Origin of the sequence: Streptomyces globisporus (genome assembly GCF_003501885.1) — a bacterium.
Classification (GTDB): Bacteria; Actinomycetota; Actinomycetes; order Streptomycetales; family Streptomycetaceae; genus Streptomyces; species Streptomyces globisporus_D.
The window spans coordinates 1-17,985 of the sequence record NZ_QWFA01000027.1 but is presented as its reverse complement, the minus strand read 5'-3'; the positions used below and the strand labels follow the sequence as shown (position 1 = coordinate 17,985).

The window sequence follows — 17,985 nt, the reverse complement described above, 5'->3', positions numbered from 1 at the left end:
GGGCGGCATCCCATCAGTAAAGCTGAGACTTGTTCAAGTATGCGGAGGGGGCGGGTTCTTGTCGGTCCTAGGAGGTCGGCGTGAGCACGATCTTCCCGAACAGGTCGCCGGACTCCAGTCGTCGGAACCCTTCACGGGCCCGGTCGAGCGGCAGCACCTCGTCGATGACCGGGCGCACACCGGTGGTGGCGCAGAACGCGAGCAGGTCCTCCAGCTCGTCCTTGGACCCCATGGTGGAGCCGACGACCTTCAGCTCCAGGAAGAAGATCCGGGTCAGCTCGGCGTGCGTGGGCCGGTCGCCGCTGGTGGCCCCGGAGATGACGAGGGTGCCGCCGGGGCGCAGCGACTTCACGGAGTGGGACCAGGTGGCGGCCCCCACGGTCTCGATGACGGCGTCCACGCGCTGCGGAAGCCGGGCGCCGGGCTCGTACGCCTCCAGCGCGCCGAGTTCGACCGCCCGCTCGCGCTTGGCCTTGTCCCGGCTGGTCGCGAAGACCCGGAGCCCGGCGGCCTTCCCGAGCACGATCGCTGCGGTGGCGACCCCGCCGCCGGCGCCCTGGACGAGCACGGAGTCCCCGGGCCGCACCCCGGCGTTGGTGAACAGCATCCGGTACGCGGTGAGCCAGGCGGTCGGCAGACAGGCGGCCTCGGCAAAGCTGAGCTCCTTCGGCTTGGGCAGGACGTTCCAGGTGGGGACGGTGACCTGCTCGGCGAAGGTGCCCTGGTAGCGCTCGGTGAGGATGGAGCGCGGCTCGTCGGGCCCGACGCCGTGCCCGGACTGCCCGATGACGGAGTGCAGGACGACCTCGTTGCCGTCCAGGTCGACGCCGGCCGCGTCGCAGCCGAGGATCATCGGCAGCCGGTCCTGCGACAGGCCGACGCCGCGCAGGGACCAGAGGTCGTGGTGGTTGAGGGAGGCGGCCCGGACGGTGACGGTGCTCCACCCGGGACGCGCCTCGGGGGCCGGGCGATCACCCAGCTCCAGGCCGGTGAGGGGCTGGTCGGGGTCGATGCGGGCTGCGTAGGCGGCGAACATGGCTCGACGATAGGCGGGGCGGGGCGCCCACGTAACCGCCTCCCCGTGTGACGCACACCAACTGGGGTGGGCCCGCACCATTGAGCCCCTGCGGCGATTGAGGAGCGGGGGCCTGGGGGCGGAGCCCCCGGGGCGCTGCCCCGGACCCCGCTCCCCAATCGCCCGAGAGGCTCAGTGGTGCAGGCCTCAATCGCCGCAGGGGCTTGGGGTGATCGCTGCACGGGGGAAACGCAAAGGCGGGGCCCGTACCGCTGCAGGCCCCGCCCATCACGCACCGCTCGGCAACAGCCTCAGCGCCGAGCCACACCCTCCGCCCGCGCGGCGGCGGCCACCGCAGCGGTAACCGCCGGCGCGACCCGCTCGTCGAACGGCGACGGGATCACGTAATCCGCCGCCAGCTCATCGCCGACCACGTCGGCCAGCGCGTTCGCCGCGGCGATCTTCATGCCCTCCGTGATCCGCGAGGCCCGCACCTGCAGCGCACCCGCGAAGATCCCCGGGAACGCCAGCACGTTGTTGATCTGGTTCGGGAAGTCGGACCGCCCGGTCGCCACGACGGCCGCGTACTTGTGCGCGACCTCCGGGTGGACCTCCGGATTCGGGTTGGCCATCGCGAAGACGTAAGCGCCGGGCGCCATCGAGGCCACCGCCGCCTCCGGGACCGTACCGCCGGAGACGCCGATGAAGACGTCCGCACCGGCGAGCGCCTGCTCCAGCGAACCGGACAGGCCCGCCCGGTTCGTCAGCTCCGCCAGCTCGCGCTTGACCTCGGTGAGGTCGTCGCGGTCGCGGCTGACGATGCCCTTGCGGTCGGCCACCGCGATGTCGCCGATCCCCGCCTCCAGCAGGAACTTGGCGATGGCCACGCCCGCCGCGCCCGCGCCGGAGATGACACCGCGCAGATCGCCGAGCGTCCGCCCGGAGAGCTTCGCGGCGTTGCGCAGGGCGGCCAGCGTGACGACCGCGGTGCCGTGCTGGTCGTCGTGGAAGACCGGGATGTCCAGCCGCTCCTGGAGCTTGCGCTCGATCTCGAAGCAGCGGGGCGCCGAGATGTCCTCCAGGTTGACCCCGCCGAAGGAGGGGGCGAGCCGGACGACGGTGTCGACGATCTCGTCGGCGTCGGTGGTCGCGAGCGCGATCGGCACCGCGTCGACGCCGCCGAACTGCTTGAAGAGGATGGCCTTGCCCTCCATCACGGGGAGGGACGCCTCGGGCCCGATGTCGCCGAGGCCGAGCACGGCGGTGCCGTCCGTCACGACGGCCACGACCTGCGACTTCCAGGTGTAGTCGTGGACGAGCTCGGGGTTGTCGGCGATGGCGCTGCACACTTTCGCCACTCCGGGCGTGTACGCCAGGGAGAGGTCGTCCTTGTCCCGGATCGGGACGGTGGCCTGCACGGCCATCTTCCCGCCCCGGTGGAGGGCGAAGGCCGGATCGAAGGGCTCGTCGGCCCCGGTGTCCGCCGCGCTCGTGCGCTCGATGCCACGGTCGGTGGCGCTGTCGATGGTGCTGTCGCTGCGAGGATTGACGATCTCCGCTGCCATGGTGTTGACCCCTTAAGTCTTCATCGTTTGAGGGTGGCCACTCCTGGTTGAGGAGGGGTGGGCGGGCACCGCGTACGTGCCCCGCACCGAGCGGTTGGCCCGCCCTGGCAGGGAGAGGTACGTACGCGCGGGCGCGCCGCACACGCGCCCTGAGCCCCGGATGAGGGGTGTAAACGTCTTTCTTACCGGACGAACGGTGTTACGGACGAGTCCATATCGACGCGGTGACGTGACTCATAGTCGAATATCTGGACAAGTCGGCAAACCGGTATAAATGCCGTCCACCAGTCGAGACGTGCCGAAGATTCTCCGGCGTGAGGAATGAATCCCCACAGAAGGTCCGGTCCCGAGGTATCGGCCGTTGATGTTCGGGGGTCGCCCGTTATCCGATTTTGACATGGCAGGACCCCTGAATGGGCCAGTCCGAATGGCAGGATGCCGTCATCACACAAGGTGGCGACACTCGAAGGTGCGTGCCAAGCCGCCCACCAGCGCCTCACCCTCACCTGCCGGAGGATCCCGACATGACCGCAAGCATCACGCGTCGTACGACCGCGAAGTCCCGGATTGCGGCGATCGGCGCCATCGCGGTCGCCGGCTCCCTGCTGCTCACCGCCTGTGGCGACCAGACCGACAGCGCGTCCCAGGAGAGCGGCAGCGGCAAGGAGACCAAGAGCGGCGCCCCGCTCTTCTCGAAGCTGCCGGAGAAGTACCAGAAGTCCGGTGTGATCAAGGTCGGCACGAATGCCGAATACGCCCCGATGGAGTCCGTGGAGAACGGCAAGATCGTGGGTGTCGACCCCGATCTGGCCGACGCGCTCGGCAAGCAGCTCGGCGTGAAGTTCGAGTTCACCTCGGGTTCCTTCGACGGCCTCATCACCGCCCTGAACTCCGGCCGCCACGACATCGCGATGTCGTCGATCACGGACAACAAGCAGCGCCAGGAGGGTCTGGACGACTCCGGCAAGAAGCTGGGCGAGGGCGTCGACTTCGTCGACTACTTCCTCGCCGGTACGGCCGTGTACACCAAGAAGGGCAACCCGCAGAACATCAAGTCCATCGAGGACCTGTGCGGCAAGCCCGCGGCGGTGCAGCGCGGCACCACGTACGAGGAGGCCCTCAAGAAGCAGTCGAAGGCCTGCACGGACGGCGGCGAGAAGGCCATCAAGATCGAGTCCTTCGAGAACGACACCGAGGCCCAGACCCGCGTGAAGTCCGGCGGCGCGGTCGCCGGTGTCAACGACTACCCGGTCGCGGTCGACCTGGCCCGCAAGGCCGACGGCGGCAACGCGTTCGAGGTCGTGGGCGAGCAGGTCGACGCCGGCCCGTTCGGCATCGCCGTCAAGAAGTCCAACACCGGCCTGCGCGACGCCCTGAAGGAGGCCGTCGACGCGATCATCGCCGACGGTTCGTACCAGAAGGTGCTCGACAAGTGGGGCGCCGGCACGGGAGCGATCGACAAGGCCGCCATCAACGGCGGCAAGTGACCGGACGCTTCACCGAAGGGCAGTCACGATGACTGACAAGTTCGACAAGACACCCGCCGCCTCACCGGCCGGCCAGGTGTCCGTCTCCAAGGCCGCCACCACGGCCCCGGAGAACATCAAGGCCATTCCCGTCCGCCATGTCGGCCGTTGGATCAGCGGCGCCGTGGTCATCGGCCTCCTCGTCGCCCTCGGGTACGCCTTCTCACAGGGCAACATCCAGTGGCAGGCCGTCGGCGACAAGCTGTTCGACGAGAACGTCGTCGCCGGTGCGGGCCGCACCCTGCTGATCAGCGTCCTCGCGATGGTGCTCGGCGTGATCCTCGGCGTCGTGCTCGCCGTGATGCGGCTGTCGAAGAACCCGGTCACCAGCTGGGTGGCCTGGCTGTACATCTGGTTCTTCCGGGGCACCCCGGTCTACGTACAGCTGCTGCTCTGGTTCAACCTGGCGCTGATCTTCCCTGTCCTGAACATCCCGTTCATCTACAAGGACGAGATGACGGACGTCATGACCCCGTTCATGTGCGCCCTGCTGGGGCTCGCCCTGAACGAGGCCGCCTACATGGCGGAGATCTGCCGCGCGGGCATCCAGTCGGTCGACGAGGGCCAGACCGAGGCCTCGCACGCGCTGGGCATGACCCAGGCGAAGACCATGCGCCGCGTGGTCCTCCCGCAGGCGCTGCGGGTGATCATCCCGCCGACCGGCAACGAGTTCATCAACATGCTGAAGACCTCGTCGCTCGTCTACGCGGTCACGTACAACGAACTGCTCCGCTCCACCTCGCAGATCGGCTCCACGTCGTACGCGGTGATGGAGATGCTGTTCGTCGCGTCCATCTGGTACATCGTGATGACCAGCGTGTTCAGCGTCGGCCAGTACTACCTGGAGCGCCGTTACGCCCGCGGCTCGCTGCGTTCGCTGCCGCTCACCCCGTGGCAGCGCGTCAAGGTCAACCTCGCCGCGTTCAGCAACCGGCCCTCCGGAGGTGTCTCCGCATGACCACCCCCATGGTGAAGGCCGAGGGCGTCCACAAGTCCTTCGGCGCCGCCCACATCCTCAAGGGCATCGACCTGGAGGTCGCCCCGCGTGAGGTGTTCTGCCTGATCGGCCCGTCCGGCTCCGGCAAGTCGACCTTCCTGCGGTGCATCAACCACCTGGAGAAGATCAACGCCGGCCGGCTCTCGGTCGACGGCGAGCTGGTCGGCTACCGGCAGAAGGGCGACAGGCTCTACGAGCTGAAGGACAGCGAGGTCGCCCTCCAGCGCCGTGACATCGGCATGGTCTTCCAGCGCTTCAACCTGTTCCCGCACATGACGGCGCTGGAGAACGTCATGGAGGCGCCGATCCAGGTCAAGGGCGAGGCCAAGGCCGTGGCCCGGGCCCGCGCCGAGAAGCTGCTGGACCGGGTGGGTCTCGGCGACAAGGCGAAGAACTACCCCTCGCAGCTCTCCGGCGGCCAGCAGCAGCGCGTGGCCATCGCCCGCGCGCTGGCGATGGAGCCGAAGCTGATGCTCTTCGACGAGCCGACCTCCGCGCTCGACCCGGAGCTGGTCGGCGACGTCCTGGACGTCATGCGGGGCCTCGCCGAGGACGGCATGACGATGATCGTCGTCACCCACGAGATGGGCTTCGCCCGCGAGGTGGGCGACGCGCTGGTCTTCATGGACGACGGCGTGGTGGTCGAGTCGGGCCACCCGCGCGAGGTGCTGACCAACCCGCAGCACGACCGGACGAAGTCGTTCCTGTCGAAGGTGCTGTAGCGGCGGGCTGAGGACCGATACGGGAGAGGGCGGTACGGACACGGGTCCGTACCGCCCTCGCTTTTCCCTCCCGCGCCCTACTTCACCGCGAGGACCAGGCTGTCCGAGGGGGACGCCCAGACCGCGCGGGCCTCACCGAAACCGGAGGCCAGCAGCGTGCGGGCGTGCCAGTCGGCGGAGGGCATGTCGCCGTCCGCGTGCTCGCCGTAGATCGCGAACCGCTCGGCGGTGGGCCCGGCGAGGACGGGGTCCTTCGCGGCGACGGCCCACCACTCGGCCCAGTCCAGGGCGCCCGCGGCCTTGGCGCGGTCCATCGCGGCGTGCCGGTGGGCGCGCTCGGCGGCGTTGATGCGCGGGGTGGCCGGGTCGATGGTGCGGTCGGCGTTCATGAAGACGCCGCCGTCCCGGACCAGCCCGCCGAGCTGCCCGTACAGGACGGCCAGCGGCTCGCTGTGCAGCCAGTGCAGGGCGGTGGCAGTGAGGACGGCATCGTACGAGGTGTGGGGCAGCCGGGTGGTCCAGTCCGGGTCCTTGAGGTCGGCGGTGACGAAGCTGACCCGGTCGTCGCCGTCGAAGGTGCCGCGGGCGATGGCCAGGAGCGCGGGGTCGAGATCGACGCCGGTACTCGTGGCGTTCGGGAACCGCTTGAGGAGCCGGTCCGTAATACTTCCCGTACCGCACGCGAGGTCGAGGACCCGCGGTTCCGGTCCGACGACCGCCTCGACCATGTCCAGCATCACCCGGAACCGCTCCTCGCGGTCGGGCATGTACCACTCCTGCTGCCGGTCCCAGCTCTCCTGCCAGGACTGCCAGTCGGTGCCTGTAGCCGTCTCCGTCACGTCAACCTCCACATCAAGCTTGCCGTAATGCCCATCAACCCACCTCGACCATTACACTGGTCGATGCCCCGACTCTAGACCGACGCCGTAAGGACTACAAGTGGAACTGGCCTCTTACTCGGACTACGCCGTGCGCCTGGTCAACACCGAGGAGCCGGCCCGTAACAAGGACACGCTCACCTCCGTCGAGGCGGTCCGGGAGCTGTTCGGCGGCAGCCAGCAGGCGGCGCGGCGGGCGACGGAGGCGGACGTGACCCGGTTCCGTTCCGTACGGGCACGGCTGCGCGCGGTCTTCGAAGCGGCGGACGACGGCGACGAGACGCTCGCGGTCGATCTGCTGAACTCGCTGCTGCTGGAGTTCCCGGTGAGCCCGCAGATCTCGGGGCACGACTTCCGGGACGAGGACGGCAGGCCGGACTGGCACATGCACCTGGCCGACCACCCGTCGAACGCGACCGCGGGCTACGCGGCCATCGCGGCGATGGGCCTGGCCTTCCATCTCACCGGGCACGGCGTGGACCGGCTCGGCCTGTGCGAGGCGGCCCCCTGCCGCAACGCGTACCTGGACACCTCCACCAACCGGTCCCGGCGCTACTGCTCGGACCGCTGCGCGACACGCGCGAACGTGGCCGCCTACCGGGCCCGCAAGCGCGAGGAGGCCGACCGCACCGGCCGCAGCGCGGAGACCGCCCAGCCGAGCACCGCCGTCACCGACCGCTGACCCTTCGCCAGGGGCCGGTAGCGGGCCCGCACCCGGGCCAGGACGAGCTCCTCGGGCACAACTCCGTAGTCCGTGCTGTCTCCGCCCGCGAACGTGTTGTCGCCGCGCACCCACCAGCCGCCGGGCCGCCGTTCGACGGCCCGTTTGACCACCAGCAGGTCCTGCTGGAAGGGGTGCCGCAGAATGACCACGTCACCGGGGCGGACGGGCACGCCGTACTGCACGAGCAGCAGATCGCCGTGGTAGAGCGTGGGCACCATCGAAGGGCCCGTCACCTCCACCACCCGCAACGGACGCCGCGTCACCCGCCCGCCCCCGGACACCTGTCGCCGCTCCGGCATCTGCGCCACCGCTCGCTCCTCCTCCTTCACCGTCCCGTAGGACACCCTTCCGCGGACCGCCCCGTACATTCGGCCGACGGCCCGATTCTCACACCGGACTTTTGACCTAAGCCCCTGGGGCAGCCACGGAAAGCGGCGCTCCACGGAGTAATGTCCCACCTGAGAAGACGATCACGAGGAGGACAGCTCCATGCTTTCCCGCCTGTTTGCCCCCAAGGTGAAGGTCAGCGCCCACTGCGACCTGCCCTGCGGCGTGTACGACCCGGCCCAGGCCCGCATCGAGGCCGAGTCGGTCAAGGCCGTCCAGGAGAAGTACCAGGCCAACGAGGACGCGGACTTCCGCACCCGCGCCATCCTGATCAAGGAGCAGCGCGCCGAGCTCGCGAAGCACCACATCTCGGTGCTCTGGAGCGACTACTTCAAGCCCCCGCACTTCGAGAAGTACCCGGAGCTGCACCAGCTGGTCAACGACACCCTGAAGGCGCTCTCCGCGGCCAAGGGCTCGAACGACCCGAAGACGGGCCAGAAGGCGCTGGACCTGATCGCCGAGGTCGACCGGATCTTCTGGGAGACCAAGAAGGCCTGATCTCTGGTTGGGCCTTCTGACCTGCGGTTTCGCTGGTCATGTCGCCTACCGGTCCGCACCCGGTCCGCAGGTCGCCGAGCATGGCGTCCATGGCGGGCCGGGTGCGGTGGTTTCCGGCTCTGTTGACGGGACAGCCGCTCACCCGAGGACGGCCGAGCCGTCGCGCCCGTGGCTCTCGAGGAGCGCGCGCAGCCACGGGCTGCGCACGGCCGGCAGCCGGACCAAGGTGTGCTCGAACGTTCGCCGGTCGGCCCGGAACGGCCAGTAGGGAAGCAGAGGGAGTGGGTCGTCGCGCAGTACGTCTCGCGGCATGCGGCCGGACGCCGGAACCGGCAGGTACGGCGGGGGCGAGACCAGCGTCAGCCACACTCCCAGCGGCAGGGGCACCAGGTAGGCCGAGGCGGCCGGTCCCTCAGGGGCCCAGGTCCGGCCCGTCCGGGGGTGGATCGGTACGAGGAGGATGTCGGCTTCCGCCTCGGGGGCAGGCAGTTCCGGTCCGGCCAGGGCGGCACGCCGCTTCGGGGCGCCTGCGGGCAACAGAGCGTCGAGCGCTCGTTGGAACACGTCCGTTGCCACCCCGTCGGGGACCCTCACCGCCTGCCCCTCGGAGGCCACCAGCAGGTGGGCGAGCGCATGTCCGGCCGCCGCCTCCCACGGCGGGTTCCACGACCAGTAGTGGTTCGCCCCCGACCGCCCGCCCCACGTGGCGATCGGGTCGAACAGGGGCGTCGCCTCCCACGTCTCCGCCAGCTCGGCCCACGAGAGGGGTGCGGGGCGGGCTCCGTCGACGGGGACGCGGTGCACGGCGTCAGGGCCGAGCCGTACCGCCTGCCAGAGCGAGCAGTCGTCGACGCGGGTCGCCACGGGGGAATCGCATGTCTCGCAGGCCATGTTGGGCCCGTCGGCTCCGTCGAGGCCGCAGCAGGAACCACCGCGCTTCTCGGGGATCAGCCGGGTTCCCCGGGCATCACCGGGCGCGATGACGACGGCCCCGGGCGGGCCGTCGGACAGGGCGGGGACCGGTGCGTGGATCCCGCGCGCCTCCGCCTCGTCCGGTTCGACCTCGTCCCACATCCGCCACGGCCCGCCCCAGGGCTCCGGGTCCACGGCGAACGTCCCGGCCCGCACGAGCACCGGAAGCTGGACCCCGTTCCCGTACCTCTGACGGGCGTGGACGGGCAGTGCGACCTGGGACACCGGGGCGGTCACCTCGGCGCCGCATCCCGCACACACGAAAACGAACAAACGCCCTCCGTCCGAGAAACAGACGCATCTTCCCACGTGAGGCGCCCGAGCAGCGGAGGACCCCGGCGGCTGGGCCCGGGCCCCTCAAGCCGACTTCAGTGACCGGCGGCCAGTTCGCCGCTGAGCTTGCCGTGCAGGTGGGCGCTCGATGTGTTGAGCCCGGTGATCTCCACGGTCTTGCCACGCCGGGCGTACTTGGTCTCGATCGCGTCGAGGGCGGCGACGGAAGAGGCGTCCCAGATGTGTGCCGAACTCAAGTCGATGATCACCTTGTCCGGGTCGGTGGCGTAGTCGAACAGGCCCACCAGGTCGTTGGAGGAGGCGAAGAACAGCTCGCCGGTCACCCGGTAGACCACCGTCCTGCCGTCGGGATCGACGACGGCGGTGACCTCGGCGAGGCGGGCGACCCGCCTGGCGAAGATGACCATGGCGGTGACGGAGCCCAGGACGACGCCGACGGCGAGGTTGTGGGTGGCGACGACTGCGGCGACGGTGATCACCATGACGGCGATCTCCCCGGCGGGCATCCGCCGGAGGGTCCCCGGGGCGATGGAGTGCCAGTCGAAGGTCGCGAACGACACCATGACCATGACCGCGACCAGGGCGGCCATGGGGATGTCGGAGACGACCGGGCCGAAGGCGATGCACAGCACCATCAGGAACGCACCGGCGAGGAAGGTGGAGAGGCGGGTGCGGGCGCCGGACACCTTCACGTTGATCATCGTCTGGCCGATCATGGCGCAGCCGCCCATGCCGCCGAAGAAGCCGGTGACGATGTTGGCGATGCCCTGACCGATGGACTCGCGCGTCTTGTTCGAGTGGGTGTCGGTGATGTCGTCGACCAGCTTGGCCGTCATCAGCGACTCCATCAGGCCGACCAGCGCCATCGCGAACGCGTACGGGGCGATCGTCGTCAGCGTGTCCAGTGTGAACGGAACGTCCGGCAGGCCCGGCACGGGCAGGGAGGCCGGCAGTTCCCCCTTGTCACCCACGGTCGGCACAGCGATGGCCGCGCCGACGGTGATCACGGTGAGGATGACGATGGAGACCAGCGGCGCCGGGATCACTGTGGTGAGTTTCGGGAAGAGGACCATGAGCGCCAGACCGCCGGCGATCAGCGGGTAGACGGCCCACGGGACGTCGCGCATCTCCGGGATCTGGGCCATGAAGATCAGGATGGCAAGGGAGTTGACGAAACCGACCATCACCGAGCGCGGGATGAACCTCATCAGTTTCGCCACGCCCAGCGCGCCCAGAACGACCTGGAAGACACCGGCGAGGACAACGGCGGCGACGAGGTAGCCGAAGCCGTGCTCCCGGTTCAGAGGCGCGATCACCAGGGCGACGGCACCGGTCGCGGCGGAGATCATCGCCCGACGGCCACCGACGACCGAGATGACGACGGCCATGGTGAAGGAGGCGAACAGGCCGATCGCCGGATCCACGCCCGCGATGATCGAGAACGAGATGGCCTCGGGAATCAGCGCGAGGGCGACGACCAGGCCGGCCAGGACCTCCGTCCGCCAGACCTTCGGGTCGGAGATCCAGTCGGGCTTCAGGCCACGCAGGCGCGCGGCCGGGGACACAGCAGTGGCGGCAGAAGACAAGGGAGCGGAACCTGTCGTGCTCGGGCACGCCCGTTCGGCAGGCCGGGACGTGCGGGAGGGCGCGGAGGAGCCAGGCCGGAACCCCGCGGGCGGCGCCGCGGCATACGGCGCCGGAAGGCGAATGGGGGACGGTGCCGGGAACGGCCGCCGACGCGGCCAGGGTCACGTCCGAAGGCGAAGCGTCACGGCGGGCAGGCGGCGGCGCCATGCGTCATGGACTCGCGCACGCTTCTCTCCTGCAAGAATCGGTACTTCGCCGGGGGCGTCATCGACCCCGGGCACGGCAAGGGCGGGGCTGCGGAACGCCGCCGTCGCCACCAACAACTCTACCCTAACGTTAGGGTAGAGATCGGCGGCGTAGCCCACCGGGGCCGAGGCCGCCGACGAAGGAGAAGGGCCAGGGGATCACGGGCGTGGACGGGAAGCACATGCAGATCGGCGAGGTCGCCGCACGGACCGAACTCTCCCTGCGGACCATCCGCCACTACGAGGAGACCGGCCTCGTCGTCCCCTCCGCCCGCTCCCGGGGCGGCTTCCGCCTCTACACCGAGACCGACGTCGCCCGCCTCATGGTCATCCGCCGGATGAAGCCGCTCGGCTTCACCCTGGACCAGATGCGCGACCTGCTCGACGCCACCGATCGCCTCGACGCCGACACCCCCCTCCGTGCCGACGAGCGCGAAGCCCTCCTGGAACGCGTCCGCGCCTACCAGCAGGAAGCCGCCGAGCAGGTCGAGAAGCTCCGCGTCCAGCTGTCCCGCGCCGAGGACTTCGAAGGCACCCTGCGCGCCCGCCTGGAACGGGACGCTCACGCCGACCGAGCCTGACGACGGTTCCCGCAGAGGCCGGTGGGGCCGCGCAGCGAGAACGGCGGCCGGCCGGGAAGACCGATCGACAGGCGGCTCCACGAGGCATGTGATGGATCCGACCGCCCGCCGCACGGAGCGGACCCGCTGACGGAGTTGCCCGTGGCGTCAGGAAGAACCCCGGACCACCGCCCCTCGATCGATGCCGCGCCGGCCGGGCGGCTGGTCGATACGCAGTTCCCGCGGTGGGCCGGGCCACCTCTCGAACTGCTCGCCCCGGCCGGTTCGGACCAGGTGATCCACCGGTTGGGCGAGGACCTGTCGGGTCAGGCTGCCCCCGTGCCGCATACCCCGTGTCATACCTGAGAGCCACCCCGCAGGTGCACTCCTCAGCGGGACGCGGGCTACCGCCCCCCGTTCATAACTTCTGTACCGGAAGCACGCGTTGCCCCTGGTACGGAAGGACCTCACCCCATGGCGGACCGCCCGCGCAGACCCCGTCTGCGCCGCACCCTGCTCGCCGCCCTCGTCACCTTCGCGGTGGCCGTGCCGGTGTCCGGAGCGGCCCGGCCCGAGGCCGTGCCCGCCCCCGCGCCGACCGTGCTCGGGCCGTTGCGGGACGCGAGCCCGGCGGCGCTGGAGGAGCGGTACGCGATCAGCCGGCGGGACATCCGGGCGGCCGGGCGGGCGGCGGACGCGCACGGAGACCTGAAGCGGGCGGCCTCGCTGCGGGCGATGGCCGCGGCGGGGCGGCAGTTCCTGTCCTTCGACGGGCGGGACGGCGGCCGGAGCGTGGAGGTCGTGGGCGACCTGTCCTCGGCCCGGCGGATCGCGGTCCTGGTGCCGGGAGCCGGTGTCGGCCTGGACGCGTACTGGCGGCTCCGGCGCGACGCGACCGCCCTGCGCGAGGAGTTGGGCGAGGGCACGGCCGTCCTCGCCTGGCTGGGCTATCGCTCGCCCGCCACCGTCAGCCCGGCCGCCCTGACGGCCGGGCGCGCCGACGAGGCCGCACCGGGGCTGCGGGCGCTGGTGGACGAGGTACGCGCGGTGCGGCCCGCCGCCCGGATCAGCCTGCTCTGCCACTCGTACGGTTCGGTGATCTGCGCCCGGTCCGCGCCCGGGACCCCGGCCGACGCTCTCGTCCTCTACGGCAGCCCCGGGGTCGGAGCCGAGAGCGTGGCCGCGCTGCGCACCGGTGCGCGGGTCTGGGCGGGCCGGGGCGGTGACGACTGGATCGCCCGGGTGCCCCATGTCCGGGTGCGGGTGCCGTTCGGCGCCACGGTGGGGTTCGGGACCGATCCGGTGGCGGCGGAGTTCGGGGCCGAGGTGTTCGACGCGGGCGACGGCGGCCACAGCGACTATCTGCTGCGCGGTTCGCGTTCGCTGACGAACCTCGCCCGGATCGTGGCCGGTGCCGCACCGCTGGGGGCCTCCCGATGACCGGGCTCGTCGCGCGGATCGAGGCCGCCACCCCGCCCGGCCGCGACCGGGCCGTCGACGCCCTTCGGGCCCTGGCGATCCTGGGCGTGGTGGGCGGACACTGGCTGGTCACCTCGCTGGTCGCCGACAGCGGCACGGTGCGCGGGGCGAGCCCGCTGACCGCCATGCCGCACCTCACCCCCGTCTCCTGGGTCTTCCAGACGCTCGCGGTGTTCTTCCTGGTGGGCGGGGTGGTGGCGGCGGGGAGTTGGGCCTCGGCGCGGAAGCGGGGTGTGACGTACGGGCGGTGGGTGGGCGGCCGGCTGGCGCGGCTGTTCCGGCCGGTGGCGGCGGTGCTGGTGGTGTGGACGCTCGCGGCTGCGGCGATGCTGGCGGCCGGGGTGGGCGAGCCGACCGTCCGGGCGCTGGGCAAGCTGGTCTGGTCCCCGCTGTGGTTCCTGCTGGTCTTCGCCGCGCTGACCGCGCTGACTCCGCTGGTGGCGCGGCTGCATCCGCTGTGGCCGCTCGTGGTGGTGCTGCACGTCGACCTCGTACGCCTGGGTCTTGGCGGACCGCGCGAGCTGGGGTGGGTCAACGTGGTCGCGGGGTGGCTGGTGCCCTACTGCCTGGGGGCTCTGGTCGCCCGGGGCGGGCTGCGCGGCCGGGCGGGCCGCTGGGCGCTGCTGCTCGGCGGGGCGACGGTGACCGTCGCCCTCGTGCTGTGGGGTGGCTATCCGGCCTCCATGGTCGGCGTTCCGGGCGGCCGGATGTCCAATCTGGACCCGCCCTCGCTGGCCGCCGTGGCCTTCGGCCTGGCCCAGTGCGGGGCGGCGCTGCTGCTGCTCGGGCGGCTGCGCCGGGTGCTGCGCAGGCCCGCCGCGTGGGCGGTGGTGGCGGTGGTGAACCTGGCGGCGATGACCGTGTTTCTCTGGCACCAGACCGCGATGATCGTCGTGACGGCGAGTGCGCTGCTGCTCGCGGACGGCCCGCTGCCGGGGCTGCACACCGTGCCCGACGACGCCGGCTGGGTGGTGGCCCGGCTGCTCTGGCTGCCGCTGTTCGCCCTGGCGCTGCTGGGGTGCTGGGCGGTGTTCCGGAGTTACGAGCAGGGCGGGCGGCGCGGCGGCGAGGGCTCCCTCGTCGTCCGGGAGTCCGCCCCCGAGCGGAAGGGGTGGGCGCGTCGTGCCTAATCTGTGGACGAACGGAGCCGAGGGGGCGGTGGGGCCGTGACGTCATCGAGAGCGGTGCGCCTGCGGGCGGCGGTACGCCGTGCGCCGCGTGCGCTGTACGAGGAGCTGTGGGCGGCGCCCGCCGACCGGGTGCCGCGCATGGGCGAGCCGGATGCGCCGGCGTGGCGGCCGGTGTTCCTCGTCGCGCTGGTGATCATCGCGGTCGGCTTCACCGCGGTCCGTACCGTCGAACTCACTCCGCACGGGGCCGAGGTCAGCGGCCTGGCGGTGCTCGTGGCCGTCGCACAGTCCGCGGCGCTGGTGGCCGGGATGATCCGCCCGGTGGGCGCCTGGTGGGCGGCGACGGCGCTGGCGGTCGTGGCGATCCTGGTCACCGTGGCCGCCGCTCCTCAGGACCACCCGTCCCCGTGGGTCAACGGCCTGCCGATGAGCCCCGAGGTCCTGTATCCCAACCCCTTCGGAGGAGTGGCACTGCAGGGCGGCGCCCTGTTCCTGCTGGCGCTGCGGGTCCGGCGCCGCCGTGCGGTGGCCACACTGGCGCTCTCGATGGCGCCCGCGCTGTTCCTGGCCCTGCGCACACCGGCACTGCCTCATGCCGGCCTCGCCGTGACCGTGCTCGTCTTCGCCACCGCGACCGTGCTCGGCAGCGCACTGCGCAGCCTGCGCCTCGCCCGTAAGGACCTCGTCGTGCAGGCCGAGTTGACCGCCGAGGAGCGGGACCGGCGCACCCTGCTGGAGGAGCGCAACCGGATAGCGCGCGAGCTGCACGACGTGGTCGCCCACCACATGTCGGTGATCTCCATCCAGGCCCAGGTCGCCCCGCATCTGGTGGAGAACCCCACCGACGAGCTGCGGGAGAATCTGACCGGCATCCGCGAGAACGCGCTCGAAGCCCTCGCCGAGCTGCGCCGGGTGCTGGGCGTCCTGCGCTCGGAGGACGCCCCCGCGCGGGGCGACGACACCCGGCACGCCCCGCAGCCCGGCCTCGACGGGCTCGACGGCCTCGTCGCCACCGTGCGCTCGACCGGTCTCGCCGTCGCCCTCCGCACCACCGGCGAACCCCGCCCCCTCCCGCCGGGCGTCGAGCTGTCCGCTTACCGCATCGTGCAGGAGTCCCTGAGCAACGTGATGCGCCACGCGCCCGGGGCGAGCGCCGAGGTGGTGATCGGCCACCGGCCCACCGGACTGACCGTCCAGGTCGTCAACTCCCCGCCGGAGCACCCGTCCGCCCCCTCCCTCGGCGTACGCCACGGCCTGCTCGGGATGCGCGAACGTGCGGCGATGCTCGGCGGCGAGCTGGCCACCGGACCGACTCCCGACGGCGGCTGGGAAGTCACCGCGATCCTCCCCACCAGCACGCAGACAACCCGGACGACCGAGGAAGCCCGATGACTCCACCCATTCGCGCCGTGATCGCCGACGACCAGATGATGGTCCGCCAGGGCTTCTCCGTCCTGCTCAACGCCGAGCCGGACATCGAGGTCGTCGGCCAGGCCGTCAACGGGCTCGACGCGATCGACAAGGTCGCCGAACACGCCCCGGACGTCGTCCTGATGGACATCCGGATGCCCGAGCTGGGCGGGATCGAGGCGACCCGGCGGATCACCTCCCCCGAGGGCTCGACGGTGAAGGTGCTCGTGCTGACCACCTTCGACCTCGACGAGTACGTGTACGAGGCCCTGCGCGCCGGCGCCTCCGGCTTTCTGCTCAAGGACGCCTCCGCCGACGAACTCGCCCATGCCGTAAGGGTGGTGGCGGCCGGGGACGCACTGCTCTCCCCGAACATCACCAAGCGGCTGATCGTGGAGTTCTCCCGGACGGCCGGGGCGCCCCGCGCTCCGCTCAAGGAGCGGGTCGGGGATCTGACCGAACGCGAGACGGAGGTGCTGACGCTGATCGCGGGCGGCCTGTCGAACGCCGAGATCGCCCGGCAGCTGATCGTCGCCGAGCAGACGGTGAAGACCCATGTGGGACGGATCCTGGTCAAGTTGGGCCTCCGCGACCGGACCCAGGCGGCGGTGTTCGCGTACGAGTCGGGGCTGGTGCGCCCGGCGGGTCTCTGACCGCCCGGGGCGGGCGCTGGGCCCGTTTCGTAGGATCGGCTCCGTGACAACGGGGAACAGGGCAGGAACAGAGAGCGTAGGTACGGTGCCGCCCACGGAGATCGAGCGCGCGCTGTCCGCGGCGGTCGCGGGCGGGAGCGCCGACGCAGTGGTGGAGCTGCTCGCGCGGACCCGGCTGTACGTGCTCGTCGCCCGGCTGCACGCGGACATCCCCGGCTGGACGGCCCCGCTGCCCACCATTCGCGACGAGGCCACCCGGCGGACCTGCGTCCCGGTCCTGACCCAGGGAATGCTGCCGCCCTGGCACCCCGAGTGGGTCTTCCGCGAGGTGGGCCTCGGCGAGCTGGCCCGGACCTGGCCGTACGACGTGCGCCGGCTGGCGGTGAACCACGGCACCCCGTACGCGGCGATGGTGGACGCCCGCCCGGGCCGCCTCAAGGCCTGGCTGAAGGCCGCCGAACGCCTCGGCGGGCCCGAGCAGGGGATGCTGCTCACCGACGGCGGCGGGCCCCTGCACGGCCCGCTCGCCCACGGGCTGGCGCTCGGTGCCCATCTGGCCGTCACCAACGGCCTGATCTGGAACCGGCTCGGCGCCGTCTACGAGGACTACGCGACGGACCGCGCCCGGCTGCGCCGTCCGTGGGGCATCCAGCACCGCGCCGAGTACCGCGACCGCCTCGCATCGCTGATGAAGAACCAGCTGGTCGGGCGCATCCAGGAGGCCGTCCTGCGCACCCGCCACACCCTGGCCACCCGGACGGGGCGGACGCCGACGGGCGAGGAGTGGGCCGAGGCAGTGGGCCGGGCGTTCACCGCGCGGGACGCCGACGACCGGGCGCTGGCGGAACGGTCGTTGCGCCACATCGCCCTGTTCGAGGACCGGCTCCGGGCCGACGGCGCACTCGCACCGGACGGCCGCGTCGACACCCTGGCCGCCTTCGACCTCGGCCGGGCGGTCAACGTCGTACGGCTCGCGCTCGGCGCCCGGTACACCGATCCCTACGAGGCCGAGCAGGACGTCCTGCACCTCCGCGAACTCGCCCGGAGCGCCTACTCCTCCTGGCCGGACTTCTCCCTCGGCTACCTCATGGCCCGGCTGGTCCACCGCGCGGAGGACGACGGCCCGGAGGCGGCGGAGGCCACGTACCAACAGTCGCTCGCCGAGCACCGCACCCTGACCCAGGACCCTGCCGGCCCCTACCGGAACCTCCCCTGGTCATGAACCTCATGAACCCGACCCCGGACCCGCACGCCGCTCCCCCGGCCCCCGGCACACCCGCCGCCGCACCCTGGGCCCCCGCCCCCTGGGTCCCGCCGTCCGAGACCGAGCAGCCCCTCCACGA

17 protein-coding genes are annotated in these 17,985 nt (G+C 71.4%); 11 read left to right on the top strand and 6 right to left on the bottom strand.

Annotated elements, in window-relative coordinates; all coding sequences use genetic code 11:
* Positions 1-67 precede the first annotated feature (67 nt).
* Both D3105_RS07005 and D3105_RS07000 read right to left on the bottom strand, forming a co-directional pair.
* Complete coding sequence (locus tag D3105_RS07005) at positions 68-1,036, bottom strand: zinc-binding dehydrogenase (RefSeq protein ID WP_118901045.1); 969 nt, start codon at positions 1,034-1,036, stop codon at positions 68-70.
* Between the two features lie 290 nt (positions 1,037-1,326).
* Entirely contained in the window at positions 1,327-2,580 is a 1,254-nt protein-coding gene (locus tag D3105_RS07000) for an NAD(P)-dependent malic enzyme (RefSeq protein ID WP_118901043.1), read from the bottom strand.
* 524 nt (positions 2,581-3,104) lie between these two features.
* On the opposite strand from D3105_RS07000, the gene D3105_RS06995 reads away from it, so the two are divergent.
* From D3105_RS06995 to D3105_RS06985, 3 genes are read left to right on the top strand one after another with little or no spacing between them, the layout of a single operon-like run.
* The gene (locus tag D3105_RS06995) at positions 3,105-4,067 is read left to right on the top strand and encodes an ABC transporter substrate-binding protein (RefSeq protein WP_118901041.1); all 963 of its coding nucleotides are present in this window, start codon (positions 3,105-3,107) and stop codon (positions 4,065-4,067) included.
* Positions 4,068-4,095: 28 nt separating this feature from the next.
* Entirely contained in the window at positions 4,096-5,064 is a 969-nt protein-coding gene (locus D3105_RS06990; protein WP_118901039.1) for an amino acid ABC transporter permease, read from the top strand.
* Entirely contained in the window at positions 5,061-5,825 is a 765-nt protein-coding gene (locus tag D3105_RS06985) for an amino acid ABC transporter ATP-binding protein (RefSeq protein WP_118901037.1), read from the top strand. The genes D3105_RS06990 and D3105_RS06985 overlap by 4 nt, the downstream gene beginning before the upstream one ends.
* A gap of 77 nt (positions 5,826-5,902) precedes the next feature.
* On the opposite strand, the gene D3105_RS06980 is transcribed toward D3105_RS06985, so the two are convergent.
* Entirely contained in the window at positions 5,903-6,664 is a 762-nt protein-coding gene (locus D3105_RS06980; protein ID WP_118901035.1) for a class I SAM-dependent methyltransferase, read from the bottom strand.
* 100 nt (positions 6,665-6,764) lie between these two features.
* Between D3105_RS06980 and D3105_RS06975 the strand changes: the two genes are divergently transcribed.
* Complete coding sequence (locus D3105_RS06975; protein ID WP_118901033.1) at positions 6,765-7,385, top strand: CGNR zinc finger domain-containing protein; 621 nt, start codon at positions 6,765-6,767, stop codon at positions 7,383-7,385.
* Here the strand turns inward: D3105_RS06975 and sodX are convergent.
* Positions 7,298-7,795, bottom strand: coding sequence for a nickel-type superoxide dismutase maturation protease (sodX, locus tag D3105_RS06970; protein ID WP_118901031.1), 498 nt, complete (start codon positions 7,793-7,795; stop codon positions 7,298-7,300). The genes D3105_RS06975 and sodX overlap by 88 nt on opposite strands.
* 121 nt (positions 7,796-7,916) lie before the next feature.
* Here sodX and sodN point away from each other — a divergent pair, with 121 nt between their 5' ends.
* Positions 7,917-8,312, top strand: a complete 396-nt coding sequence (gene sodN, locus D3105_RS06965; protein WP_030579593.1) for a superoxide dismutase, Ni — start codon at positions 7,917-7,919, stop codon at positions 8,310-8,312.
* A 138-nt stretch (positions 8,313-8,450) separates the two neighbouring features.
* Here sodN and D3105_RS06960 read toward each other — a convergent pair whose 3' ends face one another.
* Together D3105_RS06960 and D3105_RS06955 are read right to left on the bottom strand one after the other, a co-directional pair.
* On the bottom strand, positions 8,451-9,557 hold the full coding sequence (locus tag D3105_RS06960; protein ID WP_118901029.1) for a hypothetical protein: 1,107 nt from the start codon (positions 9,555-9,557) through the stop codon (positions 8,451-8,453).
* 95 nt (positions 9,558-9,652) lie between these two features.
* A complete protein-coding gene (locus tag D3105_RS06955) occupies positions 9,653-11,143 on the bottom strand; it encodes a SulP family inorganic anion transporter (protein WP_118901027.1) in 1,491 nt (496 codons plus the stop codon).
* A gap of 434 nt (positions 11,144-11,577) precedes the next feature.
* Here D3105_RS06955 and D3105_RS06950 point away from each other — a divergent pair, with 434 nt between their 5' ends.
* The 6 genes from D3105_RS06950 (at position 11,578) to D3105_RS06920 (ending at position 17,864) form a co-directional block, all read left to right on the top strand.
* Positions 11,578-11,991, top strand: coding sequence for a MerR family transcriptional regulator (locus D3105_RS06950; protein ID WP_118901025.1), 414 nt, complete (start codon positions 11,578-11,580; stop codon positions 11,989-11,991).
* 453 nt (positions 11,992-12,444) lie between these two features.
* Positions 12,445-13,410, top strand: a complete 966-nt coding sequence (locus D3105_RS06940; protein WP_118901023.1) for an alpha/beta hydrolase — start codon at positions 12,445-12,447, stop codon at positions 13,408-13,410.
* Entirely contained in the window at positions 13,407-14,579 is a 1,173-nt protein-coding gene (locus tag D3105_RS06935) for an acyltransferase family protein (protein WP_118901022.1), read from the top strand. Before D3105_RS06940 ends, D3105_RS06935 begins: the two co-directional genes overlap by 4 nt.
* 36 nt (positions 14,580-14,615) lie before the next feature.
* Positions 14,616-15,971 carry a sensor histidine kinase gene (locus D3105_RS06930; RefSeq protein WP_118901020.1) on the top strand — a complete coding sequence of 452 codons (1,356 nt, stop codon included), beginning with the start codon at positions 14,616-14,618 and terminating at the stop codon, positions 15,969-15,971.
* Positions 15,968-16,642 carry a response regulator gene (locus D3105_RS06925; RefSeq protein ID WP_118901018.1) on the top strand — a complete coding sequence of 225 codons (675 nt, stop codon included), beginning with the start codon at positions 15,968-15,970 and terminating at the stop codon, positions 16,640-16,642. Before D3105_RS06930 ends, D3105_RS06925 begins: the two co-directional genes overlap by 4 nt.
* Before the next feature lie 43 nt (positions 16,643-16,685).
* Positions 16,686-17,864: a DUF1266 domain-containing protein gene (locus D3105_RS06920; RefSeq protein WP_118901016.1), complete on the top strand. Its 1,179-nt coding sequence runs from the start codon at positions 16,686-16,688 to the stop codon at positions 17,862-17,864.
* Positions 17,865-17,985 lie beyond the last annotated feature (121 nt).

Coding starts and splice junctions, on each gene's coding strand:
- D3105_RS07005 (WP_118901045.1), bottom strand. CDS start 1,036: ATGTTCGCCGCCTACGCAGCCCGCATCGACCCCGACCAGCCCCTCACC.
- D3105_RS07000 (WP_118901043.1), bottom strand. CDS start 2,580: ATGGCAGCGGAGATCGTCAATCCTCGCAGCGACAGCACCATCGACAGC.
- D3105_RS06995 (WP_118901041.1), top strand. CDS start 3,105: ATGACCGCAAGCATCACGCGTCGTACGACCGCGAAGTCCCGGATTGCG.
- D3105_RS06990 (WP_118901039.1), top strand. CDS start 4,096: ATGACTGACAAGTTCGACAAGACACCCGCCGCCTCACCGGCCGGCCAG.
- D3105_RS06985 (WP_118901037.1), top strand. CDS start 5,061: ATGACCACCCCCATGGTGAAGGCCGAGGGCGTCCACAAGTCCTTCGGC.
- sodX (WP_118901031.1), bottom strand. CDS start 7,795: ATGTACGGGGCGGTCCGCGGAAGGGTGTCCTACGGGACGGTGAAGGAG.
- sodN (WP_030579593.1), top strand. CDS start 7,917: ATGCTTTCCCGCCTGTTTGCCCCCAAGGTGAAGGTCAGCGCCCACTGC.
- D3105_RS06940 (WP_118901023.1), top strand. CDS start 12,445: ATGGCGGACCGCCCGCGCAGACCCCGTCTGCGCCGCACCCTGCTCGCC.
- D3105_RS06935 (WP_118901022.1), top strand. CDS start 13,407: ATGACCGGGCTCGTCGCGCGGATCGAGGCCGCCACCCCGCCCGGCCGC.
- D3105_RS06925 (WP_118901018.1), top strand. CDS start 15,968: ATGACTCCACCCATTCGCGCCGTGATCGCCGACGACCAGATGATGGTC.